Origin of the sequence: Sporosarcina sp. BP05 (assembly GCF_014282005.1) — a bacterium.
Classification (GTDB): domain Bacteria; phylum Bacillota; class Bacilli; order Bacillales_A; family Planococcaceae; genus Sporosarcina.
On record NZ_JACFTD010000017.1, the window covers coordinates 1 to 16,444 of the forward strand.

Annotated in this window: 16 protein-coding genes; 5 read left to right on the top strand and 11 right to left on the bottom strand. The window is 36.9% G+C overall.

Features of this window, described 5'->3' with window-relative positions:
* Nucleotides 1–164: 164 nt before the first annotated feature.
* Together H2672_RS15360 and H2672_RS15365 are read left to right on the top strand one after the other, a co-directional pair.
* Nucleotides 165–629 (top strand): GNAT family N-acetyltransferase, encoded by a 465-nt coding sequence (locus H2672_RS15360; protein ID WP_186672825.1) that lies wholly within the window; start codon nt 165–167, stop codon nt 627–629.
* A gap of 361 nt (nt 630–990) precedes the next feature.
* The gene (locus tag H2672_RS15365) at nt 991–1,311 is read left to right on the top strand and encodes a cupin domain-containing protein (protein WP_186672826.1); all 321 of its coding nucleotides are present in this window, start codon (nt 991–993) and stop codon (nt 1,309–1,311) included.
* 355 nt (nt 1,312–1,666) lie between these two features.
* On the opposite strand, the gene H2672_RS15370 is transcribed toward H2672_RS15365, so the two are convergent.
* Nucleotides 1,667–2,515: a pyridoxamine kinase gene (locus H2672_RS15370; protein ID WP_186672889.1), complete on the bottom strand. Its 849-nt coding sequence runs from the start codon at nt 2,513–2,515 to the stop codon at nt 1,667–1,669.
* A 219-nt stretch (nt 2,516–2,734) separates the two neighbouring features.
* On the opposite strand from H2672_RS15370, the gene H2672_RS15375 reads away from it, so the two are divergent.
* Nucleotides 2,735–3,283, top strand: coding sequence for an ECF transporter S component (locus H2672_RS15375; RefSeq protein WP_186672827.1), 549 nt, complete (start codon nt 2,735–2,737; stop codon nt 3,281–3,283).
* Between the two features lie 93 nt (nt 3,284–3,376).
* Here the strand turns inward: H2672_RS15375 and H2672_RS15380 are convergent, their stop codons facing one another.
* The 10 genes from H2672_RS15380 to H2672_RS15425 form a co-directional block, all read right to left on the bottom strand.
* Nucleotides 3,377–3,685, bottom strand: coding sequence for a monooxygenase (locus H2672_RS15380; RefSeq protein ID WP_186672829.1), 309 nt, complete (start codon nt 3,683–3,685; stop codon nt 3,377–3,379).
* 44 nt (nt 3,686–3,729) lie between these two features.
* A complete protein-coding gene (locus tag H2672_RS15385) occupies nt 3,730–4,656 on the bottom strand; it encodes a DsbA family protein (RefSeq protein ID WP_186672831.1) in 927 nt (308 codons plus the stop codon).
* Entirely contained in the window at nt 4,640–5,005 is a 366-nt protein-coding gene (locus H2672_RS15390) for a winged helix-turn-helix transcriptional regulator (protein WP_186672890.1), read from the bottom strand. Before H2672_RS15390 ends, H2672_RS15385 begins: the two co-directional genes overlap by 17 nt.
* A 465-nt stretch (nt 5,006–5,470) precedes the next feature.
* Entirely contained in the window at nt 5,471–6,721 is a 1,251-nt protein-coding gene (locus tag H2672_RS15395; RefSeq protein WP_186672833.1) for an amidohydrolase family protein, read from the bottom strand.
* A gap of 294 nt (nt 6,722–7,015) precedes the next feature.
* Nucleotides 7,016–7,732 (bottom strand): ferredoxin reductase domain-containing protein, encoded by a 717-nt coding sequence (locus tag H2672_RS15400; protein ID WP_186672835.1) that lies wholly within the window; start codon nt 7,730–7,732, stop codon nt 7,016–7,018.
* A 300-nt stretch (nt 7,733–8,032) separates the two neighbouring features.
* Nucleotides 8,033–9,034 (bottom strand): ABC transporter substrate-binding protein, encoded by a 1,002-nt coding sequence (locus tag H2672_RS15405; RefSeq protein ID WP_222439422.1) that lies wholly within the window; start codon nt 9,032–9,034, stop codon nt 8,033–8,035.
* Nucleotides 9,035–9,154: 120 nt separating this feature from the next.
* Nucleotides 9,155–10,741 (bottom strand): helix-turn-helix domain-containing protein, encoded by a 1,587-nt coding sequence (locus H2672_RS15410; RefSeq protein WP_186672837.1) that lies wholly within the window; start codon nt 10,739–10,741, stop codon nt 9,155–9,157.
* Between the two features lie 303 nt (nt 10,742–11,044).
* Nucleotides 11,045–12,055, bottom strand: coding sequence for an ABC transporter substrate-binding protein (locus H2672_RS15415; RefSeq protein ID WP_186672839.1), 1,011 nt, complete (start codon nt 12,053–12,055; stop codon nt 11,045–11,047).
* A gap of 10 nt (nt 12,056–12,065) precedes the next feature.
* Entirely contained in the window at nt 12,066–12,827 is a 762-nt protein-coding gene (locus H2672_RS15420) for an ABC transporter ATP-binding protein (RefSeq protein WP_186672841.1), read from the bottom strand.
* Between the two features lie 3 nt (nt 12,828–12,830).
* Nucleotides 12,831–13,880 carry a FecCD family ABC transporter permease gene (locus tag H2672_RS15425; RefSeq protein WP_186672894.1) on the bottom strand — a complete coding sequence of 350 codons (1,050 nt, stop codon included), beginning with the start codon at nt 13,878–13,880 and terminating at the stop codon, nt 12,831–12,833.
* A 421-nt stretch (nt 13,881–14,301) separates the two neighbouring features.
* On the opposite strand from H2672_RS15425, the gene H2672_RS15430 reads away from it, so the two are divergent.
* Both H2672_RS15430 and H2672_RS15435 read left to right on the top strand, forming a co-directional pair.
* Nucleotides 14,302–15,270: a glycine-rich domain-containing protein gene (locus tag H2672_RS15430; protein WP_186672842.1), complete on the top strand. Its 969-nt coding sequence runs from the start codon at nt 14,302–14,304 to the stop codon at nt 15,268–15,270.
* Between the two features lie 4 nt (nt 15,271–15,274).
* Nucleotides 15,275–15,973: an ankyrin repeat domain-containing protein gene (locus tag H2672_RS15435; RefSeq protein WP_186672843.1), complete on the top strand. Its 699-nt coding sequence runs from the start codon at nt 15,275–15,277 to the stop codon at nt 15,971–15,973.
* Nucleotides 15,974–16,444: the final 471 nt, after the last annotated feature.

The following is a 16,444-nucleotide window of genomic DNA, read 5'->3' on the forward strand; positions in this document are numbered from 1 at the left end:
GAAGTATATAAATAACTTCACTATTTGGCGCAGTTGCCGAAGAAGCGCTGTGCCTGAAACGGGCCAGATTATGAAGCAATAACATTTGAGTATATTGAATTATAGACTAAAATGGTTGGGGGATTTTGAAAACAGTATTATTAAGTTGACTGGAGGAAAATAAATTGATTACATTACAACCTATGAACCAAGAGGAGTTCAAACAATATATCAGTTATGCGATTGAAGACTATGCAAAAGACAAGATTGCTTCCGGAAATTGGAGCGAAGACGAAGCGTTTGACTTATCTAGGCAATCATTTGAACAAGAACTACCTAAAGATGAGAAGACCGAGAATAATCATTTATTCTCTATCTTTCACAACAATATCTTAGTTGGAATGATTTGGGTTTTACAAAAAGCGCCTTCAAATCCTAATGAAGGTTTTATATATGATTTTGTAATTTTTGAACAATATCGAGGGCTGGGGTATGGCAAGAAAGCAATGAAAGAAGTTGAAATAATTGCTAAAAAGTTAGGTATGAATAAAATTGGTCTACACGTTTTTGGTCATAACAAAATCGCACGTGGCTTATATGAAAAAATGGGTTATGAAATTACGAATATAACAATGGCAAAAACAATTTGATAAGGTAACACTCAAGTCTAAATACTCTATTGTGTGGTGCCTGTGCAAGAAACTTTAATGTTTGTTTCAACAATCGTAAAAGAGGTACCTGTGTCAGAGACAAAGACGAAAAGCTCACACAATCGAGTACTTATGCAGAAATTAAATAAAAATCTCATAGTCATTGATTTACTCGGTATCATTATACAATTGTGTTGTATTCACTGAATAGTGCCGCGCAGTCACCTGAAATTTTAGGCTAGTGGGCACAAACCAATAATTTCAATTCCAAATTCTGCACCAAAAATTGAATCATCTTATATTGAATTTTCTTTATACTGCATTATGATGGAGGTGAGAAGAGATTAAGAGGAGGATTAATATGGAGAAAAAATCCCTGTTAGATTATCAAGAGTTTGATGAAAAACGATTTACCAAGAAAAATATCTATACAAAAGCGGATAGCGTCGCATTCGTGTTAAACTTCTTTCCAGGTCAAGAAATGCCTGCTCATAAGCATCCTGGTATGAATTTAACAGCTCTCGCGATTCAAGGGAATGGTGAGTTTACAATAGATGACCAAGAAATGACAATCATGAAAGATGAACTTATTCACTGTAATGGAAACTTGATGATTGCTTTCAAAAATACTAGCACCGAAAAAACGAGTATCTATGTCATTTTGAACAAAGCCGATGAATAACAAGGTAATTTTAATTATGTGTGTGCCTGTGCAACAAAAAATTCACCCAATTGTATAAAAAACAATAGAGATTTGATTATCAGTACCTAATCTAATCTCTAGTTCATAAATATGTATTCACGGAGAATAGTCAAAATATATTGGTGCACAGTGTACCTAACAATCTTGTATGAACCATCTCCGCTCCATTTTCTTTGAATACGCAAAAAGCAGTATACCTCCTCATTCCAAGGAAGTATACTGCTCTTGTACGTATTGTCATACCATATTGTATGTCATCATAGGTGACAGTCAAACCATCAATTCAGAAAGGATTCAGTACCTTGTCCGAATTTTGCAGGTAACTGTCAACCAACTAAAGCAACATTCGCAAAAAACGTTCGAAATTCACGCCCGCCTCGCGCGGAACTTGCTCCTTTGACGTTGCTTCAATCGCAGCGGCTAAAAACGCCTCCGCAAGCTTCATTGACTCCACTAAATCCTGGCCCCGCATCATACCACCCATAATGACTGATGCAAACAAATCACCCGTTCCCGAATAGCTCTCGCCGTTATAATCCCTCATACGATAATAGGAATGATTTGCATCGACATACATATTGCCTACATAGCGCTTGTTCGCATCTGCTGGAGGCGGATTCAAACCAGTAATTATGACGTTCGCCCCTGTTACATGCTGTAGCTGATGGCCCGCCTCCTCTAGCACCTGAATATAATCCGACTCATTTTGATAGCTCTGAAGCTTGTCATACGACACCCCTGTAAGCAAGCAACACTCTGTAATATTTGGCGTAATAATGTCAGCGCACTTCACTAAATCCCTCATACGATCAAGCAACTCGCCTGTAAACATTTTATATACCTCGCCCGTGTCGCCCATTACCGGATCAACAAGCAGCTTCGTTTCACTCGAATGAAACACGTTTAAAAACTGAAATATGTTATCAATTTGCTCTTTTCCTGTTACAAAGCCTGTATGAATGCCATCAAAAGTTGCACCAAGCTTTCTCCATTCCTCAACAAAATAGTCCATTGTTGACGTTAAATCCTCACAATAAAAGCTTGGATACCCAGTCTGCGCCGTTAAAATCGCAGTTGGCAATGGCACTGCCTGAACACCCATCACTGATAGAACAGGTATTGCAGCCGTTAACGAGCATTTCCCAAAGGATGACATATCCTGAATTACAGCAACTTTTTTAATCCTATTCGCCACCTAACTAATCCTACTTATACTCTCTTCATCGTATCATAATAAGGCAATGACGAAAATGCACCAATTAATAGAGATTGAAATAACTATTACTTTGCAGACAAAACAATCTGACCCCTTACATTTTAATGAAATTGGCACTTTAACAATAGTCAGCACTTTGCTAAAGTTAAAGCAATTAAAAAATTCATTAAAGTGAGGAAGATGCAGATGCAACATATACAAAATCAAGTCTATACAAAACCACGAACGAAAACATTTGATTTAGTCATTACCGCAATTTTAGCAGCACTTATTTTCACCGCAACAATGATTAATATTAAATTACCATTTGGGCAAGGTGGACTGATTCACTTAGGGACATCTGTGCTTTTCATCGCAGCGATTTTATTCGGTCCTAAAAAAGGGGCACTTGCTGGAGCAATCGGGATGGGCTTATTCGATATCTTAGGTGGCTGGGCTATTTGGGCACCAACGACAATTATTTCCCGCGCAATACAAGGCCTAATTGTCGGTAAAATCGCTTGGTCTAAGGGCCATAGAGGCGACAACATTGGGTTAAACATTTTGGGAGCAGTTGTTTCAATGCCCGTGATGATTGCAGTATACTATATCGGGCAAGCGATTATGTCCAAAAGTTGGATTGCTCCTTTGGCATCAATTCCTGGAGACATCATCCAAAACGTTGTAGGTTTGCTTATCGCGATTCCAGTATGTATTGCGCTGAAAAAAACATCATACTTTAGAAAGAAATTTTAATACGTACAACAGAAACACGCCATCACCTCTTTCTATATCGTATACAACAAAATCGACTCTCCATTGGAAAGTCGATTTTGTTGTTATTATTATTTATTTTTCGATTGGACCATTGTTAATCATAGATAATGGCACATTAATCTCGAAAATCTTGCCACGAATAGCTTGAATCCCGAAAGACGTTAACCGAGCCGAGTGCATTTCTAAATAGGCTTGGGCCGTTTCTTTTGTTTCGAATAAATAGACGCCTCCAGCTTCTTTTGCCGCCGCATCTTCTGTCCAAACTTTCCAGATCATACCTGGCTCATCATTAATGCTTTGAGCCAATTCTGCAAAGCCTTTTGACATTTCTTCTCCAAATGGACCTTCCATTTTGAAATCTACTTGTAATAAATAAGTCATTTCAAGTCTCCTTTTTCATTTTAATACTTACTGGCCTACCACAGTTATTTTACTTGAATGTATTTCTCGCCAAGGATTTCATTTGTTTCATAAACATCTTGTGACAATTTCTTTTGAATAAATGGAGTCACATCTTTTTCCTCAATTGAATAATATTCTTCAATTTCGCGTGAAAATAATAATTTTTCTTTGCCTAGTAATTGTTCTAAATTGGTTAATTGCTTCGAATTTAACGTTTCATTTGGTAGTAATTGTTGGAGTGCATTCGTGTATTCCTCAAAAGTCCGGGCACCCACGATTCGAACCCCTTTTTGCTCTTCATTTACCATGACGATTGTTGGGAATCCGCGGACACCTAACTCACGGACGAGTTGGAAGTCTTCATGTAATGACGTATTTGCTTCTGGAAGCTTTGATTGATTAAGGATTTCTTCTCCATCAAGCCCAACTTGATTGACAAGATTAATTAAAATTTCATCTTGTGCGATGTTTTTATTAAAAGCAAAAACCTCTTCTCGTGCACGTCTTAAAAATGTGTTTGCTAGCTCAGGACTTTTTTCTTGAATTACCTTATACACTCGGGAAGGGATAAAAGACGACTCGATTGGATTATCGTACCAAACAGTTCCATCAATCGGCATGCGGGAGTGTTCACCGACTTCTCTCCAATGACCAGCAACATCTGATGGACTAGAAATGCCATTGCTCGCGTCTGTGAAGCCATCCCAATTTTCAAGCAACCCGCCCATAAGCGTGTGCATATTAAAATAGTGCCCGTACTGATCGACAAACTTTCGAAGGACCGGTTCTAATGCCCAGCAATGCGAACAGATTGGATCCGTTACGTAATAAAGTTCAACCTTTTTTTTCTGTGTCGACAAATCGATAAACTCCATTGTGGCAGTGTCGTCCCCACCTGGCCCACATATGCCAGTTTCTAAATCACAAATCATGTTATTTTTCGTTTCCATTTATATTCCCCTTTTCTTTATGGTGATTGGACAAATCAAGTTCAATATTTTGTTGTGCCCACGCTTGTATTGGCTGTAGGGCAATTGCAAGTTGTTGTCCTTTTTCAGTTAGATGATACGTAATTATAACGGGAGTTCCTGCTGTTACTATTTTTTCCACTAAGTCACATTCAGTAAGCTCGGTCAATTTCAACGAAAGTGACCGAGGGGTAATATCGTTTAAATCGCGCTTCATTTGCGAAAAATGAGCAGTGAAATTGGGACAATTCGATAAGTAATGAATAATGAGCCCATTCCAACGCCTTCCCAAAATCTCGAAGCTGGATTCTAAATAAGGACATACTTTAATAATGAACACCTCCAACTATTACTTTAAGTATAAACAAGTATAATTAGTATATCAAGTATAAAGATTACACATAAGGTTTCTGCCATTCAAACAAACATGTTCGTATCAAGAGATATGGATGGAACAACCCAAAACTGTTTTTCAGTCTTAAGCATCTAACAAAAGCACCATTTGATACAAAATCGGAGGAGGATAGTTTACTGAGCAGCCTTACCTAGTATACATACTAGCTATTCCCGATTATTGCCGAACTACCCTATCACCAATAAACCTAGACAAATCAAATAAAGAGGTTTTAAAAAGAGGAAGAGCCGAAACTAGCAGCAACGGAAGTCAAAAATCGGTTAGGGTACATATAGACAAAAGAAATAGAAAAGCAATCGTCAAATAACGGCCACCTGTTATATGGGTGGCCGTTATTTGACGATTACGATTAAAATAGTTAGCGTCGATCAAGGAATCTTATTATTGTTTTAAGAAATCTATTTCTATTTCATTTTTTCGTGGTTCACGTCTAAACAGATAGTTACCATTGCGAATTGACGCAATTACTTCTGCACGCTCACGAATTGCTTCATAAGTATCTTGTGCATCTAAAACGATAAAGTTAGCTGGTTTTCCCACTTCAATTCCATACTCATCGTTAACTCTCATAAGGTTTGCACCGTGGTATGTGATTAGGTTGAACGCCTTATTGATTTCATCAATATGTGTATAATGTGCTAAATGGATACCATTGTCTAAAATATTCATCATATTTCCATTGCCTAATGGATACCAGTAATCGGCAATTGAATCTTGAGCAAACGCGACGTTATTTCCGTTATTTAATAACTCTTTTACTCGTGTTAAGCCACGACGTTTAGGATAACTGTCGCCACGTCCTTGTAAATGTGCGTTTTCAGTTGGACAAGAAATAAAGTTGATTTTTGATTCTTTAAATAAACCTAACATTTTATTTGCATAACTGTTATCAACTGAACCGAAGCTACATGTATGACTTGCTGTTGTATATTCACCATAGTTTTTTTCCATAACAAGCGCATTTAACACTTCTAAAAACCGACTATTTGGATCATCGTTTTCATCACAGTGAATATCAATCATCACATTATTTTTTATTGCCATATCGACAATGCGCTTCAGAGATTCAACACCATGTTCATATGAAATTTCAAAGTGTGGAATTCCTCCTACTACGTCAGCACCCATTTTAAGTGCTTCTTCCATTAAACGTTCTGCACCTTCGTATCTGAAGAACCCTTCCTGAGGAAATGCTACAAGTTGTAATGTAACGATATCTTTTAATTCTTCGCGCAGTTTAATTAAAGCTTTCATCCCTGTTAAATTAGGATCAGTAATATCTACATGGGTACGAATGAATTGAACGCCTTTACTCAATTCTTTTTGAATTCCTTTAATCGCACGTCCACGCACCATTTCTTCAGTCAATGATTTCTTATTATCACTCCAACGCTGTATCCCTTCAAATAACGTACCCGAAACATTCGCATTTCCTTCTCCTAGCCCTGAAAAGATATAATCTAAGTGTAAATGAGGGTCAACATAAGGGGGCAACACCAAACAACCTTGTAAATCGATCACTTCACCTGTGTGGTTTAAATCATTACCGATTGCTTTAAACTGACCGTTTTCCACTAAAAATTCATGGGATTCTGGATCCCCATAGATATTCGCATTAATAAATTTTTTCATTCATACATCACTCCTTTACTCATTCTAATATGATGCATTGTTATATTGCAATCTTAGCCATCATATCAAAGACAACATGAAAGAAAGAGGAATTAGGCTTGTTTATCCTTCGTTATTTTAAATATTATACCTTTGCTAAATGTGCTTAAAAATAGTGAGAGATACCTAAAATTACTCACATTTACTTCGCAAAATGACCCTATTACTGAATAGGCGCAGATCCTTTATTCCAGAATCAGCGCCCGGTTAATGGAACATCTACTTAATATTTACCAAGAAAATATAGCGTCTCGCTTAAATTGACAAATCAAACGATAAAAACTCAGGCAGTGCATGTTCACGCTTGTCGAGCATAATCTGTTCAGGCTTGATGCCCTGCTCACGCAGTACCTTTATGTTCTGCACTAGGAATTCATCGCTACCCACAACATAGAAGAGTCCATTCTTGTCTGCAGCAAGAGTCTTCACTTCTTCATAGTAGTCTTTACGGTTATCTACGAACTGTGATGTGAAATTCTTGTCTGGTGCGGATTCAAAAATAGTAGTGAATAAGAAATCTTTTGATGAATCGATGTTAAGGGAATGGATTTGATTGACGTTGTCAGCACGTTCGAAATAATCCAGTACAAGCGGTCTGAATGTTGCCAGGCCGACACCTGATGACAGCAGGTAAACATTTTTGTGTTCTCTTTTAAGCGGAACATTCGAATGAGTTTTAAATAGTGCAACTTCATCGCCGACTCCAAGATTTCTTAAAACTGTTTTAAATTCAGAGCACTGCTCTCTGATGCGTGTTGTAATACCGATTGAATTTTCGTGCGGTAAAGTCGAGATTGACATGTGGCGAATCAGGCTGCGGTTTGGTTTATCTCCGGCATTAAAACCTTTCAGAGCGAAGTGGGTGTGGGAACCTTCTTCCCATGTAAAGTCTTTCGGACAGTCGAGTAGGTACGTTTTTACCTCAGGCGTTTCTTCAATAATCTTATTTATTTTAGTCCAGTATATTTGCATTTTATATTCTCCTTACTCAATTATATTTATTGTTACTATCTAACATACAATAAGTGATAATGATTATCAATTAAATAAATTGATTATTTAATATGATTTACGCGAATTTAATTCACTAAAAAATTTAAAGAAAATCTTGCACCTGAATTATTCATAGTTTCGGCCAATTTTTCAGTGAAACTGGAAGAAAAATAGCAAAGAGTACTGCGCTTAACACAAAGAAAAGCAATTCATGTACGTGAATACATATACAAAAAAAGACCAGACAGTCGCTAAATTTGCCCGGTCTTCATTCTATTATTAATTTAGTCGTTCTACTAAATCATCTAGTAATAAATTTGCTGCTTTAATACCACCTGCCGTGTTCCAGATTGTTTCATTCACTTCAAATACTTGATTTGTTTTTGAGACATTTAAGCTTTTAAATACTGGATTTTCCAACCATTGATTAGCCTTATCATATACATCTGCTTCCGTAACCCAGTAAAACATAATATCTCCATCCATCGTTTCCATTGCCTCTTCGGAAACCGTTTCCATAAAATTATCTACATCCTGAGATTCTGGACGGCCCACACCCAGTTGTTCAAGCAGTACCCCACTAAATGTGTCCTTCTGGTATATGCGGACATCTTTAGCAGAGAATCTTACGACGGATACTTTCATTTTTTCCTTATCGCCTAATTTTACTTTTGCCTGAGCAACACGATCATCAAATGCTTTCATGATCATCTCACTTTCAGCTTTTTTATTTAATGTCTCTGCATACAGTTCAAAGTTGATCTTCCATTGCCCTGATAAATCTTCAGAAAACACAGTTGGTGCAATTTTGCTTAATTGATCGTACGCTTCTTCGTGCCTTACTTTATTTCCAATAATTAAGTCCGGGTTTAATTCAAGAATAGCTTCAAAATTAGGCTCGTTTTCAAAACCAAGCTCCTGGACACCGGCCATCTCGTCTTTAATATGATCATACCAAGGTTCTCCAGTCCATGATCTAACCGCACCAACTGGTTTAATTCCTAATGCTAGTAATGCTTCTGTTCCTTCATTCGTTAAGATTACAACACGTTGTGGTGTACCCTTAATTTTTGTAACCCCGATTGCATGCTGAATTTCCCGAACTTCTTCCGCTTCTACAGCATCACTTTCTGCTGAAGCTTCACTTACTACTGGAGTTTCCTTGGTACTGTCCGTATTAGTCGTTTGATCCCCACATCCACTAAGAGCGAGCACAATTATTGATAAAATCGAGAAAATAAAAATACTCTTTCCTAATTTAATCTTTATTTCATTTAACAAATTGATAACCTCCCTAGTATTATGACTGATAATGATTATCAATCTCACTTAATATTTTATCAAGTCGCCATTTATTTATCTATAGACAGTTTTGCCTTATGGGTATGGATAGGTTTGTCCTCACAAATAATGTGTATGAAAATACTTCACACAGTCATTTATAATGTTTCTCCTACCAGATGGTCCCCACGGATCCCATGCAAAACTAGTAGGAATGTAAATTTGGTTTTTCTTTACTGCTTGTAATTCCAGCCATAATGGATTTTCAACTAAATTATCTACTGACTCCTGCGCACTCCAAAGAATAATTATTTTGTCAGGATTAAGCTCAACCATTTCAACTAATGAATAATTCCTACAACTCGAATAGGTTAATCTTTCATCACATTTGAATCCCAAACCTTCATAAAACAAATCACTTATAGGATGACCCGTCACACCATGGACAAGCAAACTATCTTTCAAGACACGAATAATTGCCCATTTACCACTTACTGTAATCTTTCTTAATTTATCTTTGGCTATCTGCTCTACTTTTTCAATATCGTTTATAACATTTTCCGCTAATTCTTCTCTTCCCACTACTTTTGCAATATATCTTTGATAATCTTTCCAGTTAAGAAATCCATCAAAATGGAGAACTTTTGTATTTTTATGAATATGAACCTCATTATTAGTAGTACTACAATTATTCCTATCATTTTGTTTTAGAATATAATGAGGTTCCATCGTCAATCCATCGTTTAGATCTAATGGAATCTCGGCATTTAATCTTTTTGTCCCCTGCAATTGACTTTCTAAGTATTTGGGAAATCCAGTTTCGGTTGGACATTCTGTCGGAAAACAAGGAGCTGCAACAGGTTTAATCCCAAGGGCTAGTAAATGATCTTGTAGAAAAAGATTACTAAAAATCGCAATTCTTGGTTCATACTTCTTACGGTAAATTGTAGGTGATATACCTTCTGAGTTTTTAAATAAACGACTAAAATATAATTCGTCTGCAATTCCGACAGTACGTGCAACATCTTTAATCGAATATATGGACGTTTTTAGCATATTTTTTGCTTGTTCTATTCGTAATTCTCGTAAGTACCCACTTGGCGTTAATCCGGTCTCACGTTTAAATGCGCGACAAAAGGAACTCTGTGTCATAAATGTTAAACGAGCAAGATCACCAATTATTAGCTGTTCTTCATAATGCTTATTCATATAATCAATTGTGAGCTTAATTGGGCCATTTTCATTCTTTTCTTCTAATGCCTTGTTTTTAGAAATCACATACAGCAATTCGTAGAGCAATGCTTGTTTCCTTAACCATGATATATATGGGTCAATACTAACTTTATCACTTATTTTTTCTAACAAAGACAGTACTCTTGCCTGCGACATGATTTGTAAGATTATCATTTTAAAAGAGTTCATATTATCTAGGTTAGATGCAGGTAGATTTGTATACTGTAAATAATAGAAGTGGACTTCGTTCATGATCGTTGCACCAACTTCTATCGCTACGCTAGAATCTAGAAAAATGCTAGTACCAGGTTTAATATGATGTTTTACCCCATTGATGCTCACTATCCCGCTGCCGCTAGTAATATAAAATAATCCCTTCGTTTGCATAGTTAACTTCTTTAATTGAAATCCAATTTTAAATGCATGTTTCTTGCAAGACACAAAAGATAATGCAGTATCATAAGTTGTTTTCAAAACCCAACTCTCCCTTTTCTCCGCTGTGTAAGTGATTTATTTTTATAAACTAGCTATCAATAAAAGTGATTACCTTTGTCATAATAAATACTATCCATAGTGAAGGCTACCTGTGCTTGACGCAAAGACAAACAATTTACCATGCGAATAAACATACAAAAAGACCAGACATTCGCCAACTTGTCTGGTCTTAATTCTATTATCATGCTATTGTAGTGGTTTATTAGAGCAATTTAGTACCTCAAATTTGACGCCAGCATTAGAACATTTACATTTCCTTTCGAAACTGGCACCTATCACATTTTATTTAAACAAGTCTGGATATATTTCTTTCGCTAATAGTTCCATTCCATCAATCGTGTTATAACCATAGCCAAACATATAATTGTAATCTACTACATAAATCTGCTTATTTTTGATGGCCTTCATACTTGATAATTTCGGATTTGCATAGATCCCTTCTTTCACTTTTTCAAGGTCTGCATCAACCCATTCCGGTAAGATTAATACATCTGGATCAGCCTCAATAAGCGTTTCAATACTTACATCAGCAGTCTCCTTCTTAAATATGTTATCTAGCTTGACCATATTAAAGGCATCGTTAAAGAATGTTTCATCGCCTGCTGGATATACATAAATCTCATTTGGATCATTTGTATGCAAATAAGCAAATGTTTTATGGTCTTGAATGCTTTCTAATTTTGAAATAATCGATGTTTGTTTGTCTTTTAGCTCTTTTATAAAGCTGTCCGCTTTATCTTGGACACTAAAAATTTTACCGATGTTTTCAATATCTTTATAAATAGAATCATACGTTCCGCCCGTAACAGATGACTCTATTACGTACGTATTAATATCCATATCATTGAGTGTATCTACTGTACCTACACCCCAATCCGCATTATCAAATAAGCCGCCTCGACCAAAAACTAAATCTGGATTGGTCCCTAATGTCACCTCTTTGCCGACATATTCATCACTTAGTATAGGTAATTTCGAGTATTCTTCCTCTACTGATTTGTCAGGAGCTCCAAAGTTTGCCCCTACCCCAACGATTTTATCGCCTAAGCCTAAATGCAATAATAGTTCTGCTGCTGGACGCGTATTAGCCATGATTCTTTCTGGTGCTGCATCAAATACTTGGTCTTTCTTATCCCAAGTTGTTCCGCCTTCAGCTTTCGTATAGTTTTGAATCGTTAACGGGTAATGCCCTTTCGCTTCGGCTTCCTTTGAAGTACCTTTACTCGAATCTCCACAAGCAGTTAATGTTAGAAGTGCAGCTAAACCGATACCAAGTAATAATTTTCTTTTCATGGTGCTCCTCCTATATGCCATATGCAAAACCTAATCCATTTGTAACAGGATTGGTATATGTTTGACATTTAATTTGATATAATGCTTCTATTGTAGCTGGCGTTAAGACCTCATCTGGTGTTCCATGTGCATAGACTTCTCCATCTTTTATGGCATACAGGTAGTCACAGTAATGTGCTGCCATTTCTAAATCATGGAGTGCTGCTAATACACCAATGTTCAAATTTTTAACACATGATAAAATTTCAAGCTGATAGCGTATATCTAAGTGGTTTGTAGGTTCATCTAACACCATAATTTTTGGCTGTTGGGCAATGGTTCTCGCTAAAATAACCCTTTGCTTTTCTCCTCCAGACAACGATAAGAAACCACGATGTTTGTAATCTAGTAAATTTGTTCGTTTCAAAGCTTCCTCCACAATCACAAAATCCTCTTTGTTGTCTGACTCCAACATTTTTTTATGTGGTGTTCTGCCTAACATCACCATTTGCTGGACAGACAAATCAAAACTCATTTCATTAAATTGCCCTACTACACCTAATCGCTGTGAAATCTTTTTCTCTGAACTTTTTAGTACATCAATGTCATCTAAAAAAACCATTCCTTTTTGAGGTACAAGACTCTTATAGATACTCTTTAACAGGGTTGATTTTCCACAACCATTTGGTCCAATCAGCCCTACAAATTGTTGTTTTTTCACAAGGATTGAAATGTTTTTCACAATCTCTTTTTTCCCTATACTAATATCGATTCCCTTTGCAATCAATTCCATTGTCTACCCTCCAAAGTTGTATCCTCTTTTTACAATCATGTAGATAAATAATGGAGATCCTATAACAGAGGTAATGATTCCGATCGGCAATTCAACATTATGTATTAATGTTCTTGACAAAATATCGGCCCAAATCATGAAAAGTCCTCCTAAAAGCAGCGTTCCGAGCATTAAACGCTTATGATCTGCTCCGAAGATCCCCCTTGTGATATGTGGAATAATTAAACCAACAAAGCCTATCATTCCTGAATAGGCGACCATTGTCCCAGTAACAAGAGCAGTGACGATCATATAAAATTTTCGGAATGCACTTAAGTTGATCCCTAGTGTAATAGCAGATTCGTCACCTAGCAGCATCGTGTTTAACACGCGATGTTGGAAGAGAAATAGCGCTGCTCCAAGCAGAACAACAATAGCTAAAATGGGCGTTTTATCCCAACTTGCTGAAGCTAGACTTCCCATTGACCAAAATGTAACGGTTTTAATCCCTTCTGCATTATTGGCAAAATAGATAATTAAGCTAGCGAAGGAGCTACACAATGCACCAATTACAACCCCTGATAATACGAGTTTCACAGATGTTGCCTTACCGCCGATGCTCGATAAAATAAGTACTGCCATTGATGTTATCATCGCACCCAAAAAGGCTCCGAATGCCACTCCAAACTGCGACAAAAATGCGCTACTCCCAAATCCAACAAGAATTGCAAAAGTTGCACCTAGTGATGCTCCCGATGAAATACCAAGTATGTATGGGTCAGCAAGTGGATTTTGCACGACTGCTTGCATAACCGTTCCACATAATGCAAGCCCTATGCCGATAAGCAGTGCGAAAATAACACGTGGCATCCTCACCTGTAAAATAATATTCAAATAGGATTCGCTTTGGACATGATCTAGTGATCCAATTCTTCCATTTGTTAATGCATGCAATACTATATCCATAGACTGCGTGAAAGGAATATTCACTTGTCCAATTGATACTGAATAGACAGCCGATAGCAAAATGATGCCTATTAGAAGAAAAATAAAGACATAATACCGTTTGCCCATCCCTATTTTGCTTAGATCCTTTTCATTCAAAATTTCACCTCCATACAACTACCAATTTAATTGATAACGATTATCATTATCAATTACTACTTGATTGTAAAACATATTCAGGAGAAAAACAACAACATAATTATAAAATAATTTGTTAATCCCATGAAATCATACATAAGGTACTTTATTTAAACTTTTGCGCTAACCAAAAACCAAGGTATTAAAAAATGAAAAACCCTTCATCAATTCAATGAAAGGTTCTTCTTTAATGATTGTTTACACGGGGTCGACCACTGTGCTACCTGAAATTAACAATTAACGCACCCGAGTAAACAAACAAATGCATTTTATGGTAAAATCACTATAAATAGAATGGCTCTATATTCACTTCTTACACAATAGAGCAGCATTACGCAAGGGGGAAAAGTAAATGGAACTATACTTAATATTTGTAGGAATTATTCTTGTTATTGTATGTCCACACCTTTTTTTTGTAATGAAGAGTCGAACATACTTCTATTCAAAGAAATTGACTGCTCCGCCATGGGCAGACATAGAGACAAAACAATTTTTCCGTCAATTCAATCGAGCCTGGTCAATGAAGATTGAGAAAACTGTAAATGTGCGCGTAAAGAATAAAAAACACACTCTAACAGATGTCGAACTGCGAGAACGGTGGTATGAACTCAAGAAATTTCTTTTGTTAGCAGGCATCTCAAAAAGACTTCCGATGTTCTCCAAAAATGTAGACGATATTTGGCACTTCTTTTTAGAAGAAGAGGAACTGTATAATCAATTCTGTTTAGACTTTATTGGTGAACAGATTGAACATCACCCTCATGAAACGCCAACACTTCTTCCAATTGAACGTGCTTGGTTTGACATGTTATATCTTTCTTTTTTCAACGTTACTTCCCGCTCGCATTTATGGGGAAAATTCATGCAAAAAAAGAAAGAACACGCAAAATGGATAGAGCGTATAGTGAATGATCCAAAAGGATTAATTGAGTCATTTGGGCGTCACTCATCCAATGCCTCCTCGACATATATATTGGCTACCTTTCTCAAATTTGCACGACAACAAGCGATGAAGACAAATGGAAACCAAGGAAAGCGAATTAAACGAAAAGACGGCTATTGGTATGGTACCTCACTATTCGCCTTATATGACGATGACACAGTTCAATTAAAGAAGAAAAAGGTGGATGGTACTTCCGTAGACGGATCTCCAGGCTTTGCAGCTGACTTCGATTATAAAGAAGAATGGAACGAGATTGTCACTAATGTGAATTCGTTTGAAGTGGGAACAGACGCCGGAGCTACGCCAAGTTCACCTTCGGACGGGGGGGACTCTGATTCTGGGAGTAGTTGTAGCTCGTGTAGTGGGTGTTCTTCGTAATAATATGAAGAAGTGGTTGATTATGCTGGTAGGAAGTATTCTTATTGTGCAAGGTTGCGTTCCAGGTGGGAAGAATATGCCCACCGAACAGAAAAAGGTGGAAAATACTTTGAACCAAGAATTACTTAATGCGGTTGAACTTAAAGAGACGAATACCGTAAGTAAACTGATTACTAAAGGGGCAAATATTAACGTACAAGATGAAAACGGTCGTACTGCCATTATGTTAGCTACGTATAATAATGACGTTGCCACAGCAGAAGCCTTAATTAAAGCCGGTGCAGACATCAATATCCAAGATGACATGAAAAACAATCCTCTCTTGTATGCTGGCGCAGAGGGATACTTAGACATTCTAAAGTTAACAATCGAAGCCGGTGCAGACCCGACTATTACCAACCGATATGGAGGTACTGCTCTCATCCCCGCTTCCGAACATGGATATCTCGACGTGATCAAAGAACTTCTAGCTTCAACTGATATTGATGTTAATCATGTAAACAATCTCGGTTGGACAGCCTTAATAGAAGCAATCATTTTAAATAATGGCAACAAAGTACAACAGGAAACTGTACAATTACTTATAGATAACGGTGCAGATATAACTATTCCTGATAAAAATAATGTCTCCCCTCTACAACATGCACGAAAAAAAGGGTTCAAAGAGATTGAGCAACTATTATTGGATGCTGGTGCAATGTAACAATACACAACGACCACGTAGATGCTCCACGTCAAATCAGGTTCGCGTCTGCAATATCCTTTGCAATTCTTTGTGCTTTTTTTCGAAATACAGCGCACCAAAATGGTGCGCTTATTTTTATAACTCAGTTTTTTCCATGTAATCAAAAATGGTGGTAATTTATTATAAGTTAAGTGTTTTCTAGAAATTCAAGCACAAAACATCCTGCACAAGTTCGCTTTTAGAAACCCTAATTCATACACACGCTGTAACTGAATACTCTCGTCAAAATGCTCATGAAATCGTTTTAACCATTGGATAACGTATCTCGACATTCTTCGGAGAATCCTCCCCCATCCACTCGATCTATCCCCCTGATTTCTCCAATTAATGAAGGTTATGCTATGATTAATACAAAGAATTTAGTTGATGACACAAGATGATGACATTAATGCCAACCTACAATAAACTAGTTCGCGCTCGCATTCCAAA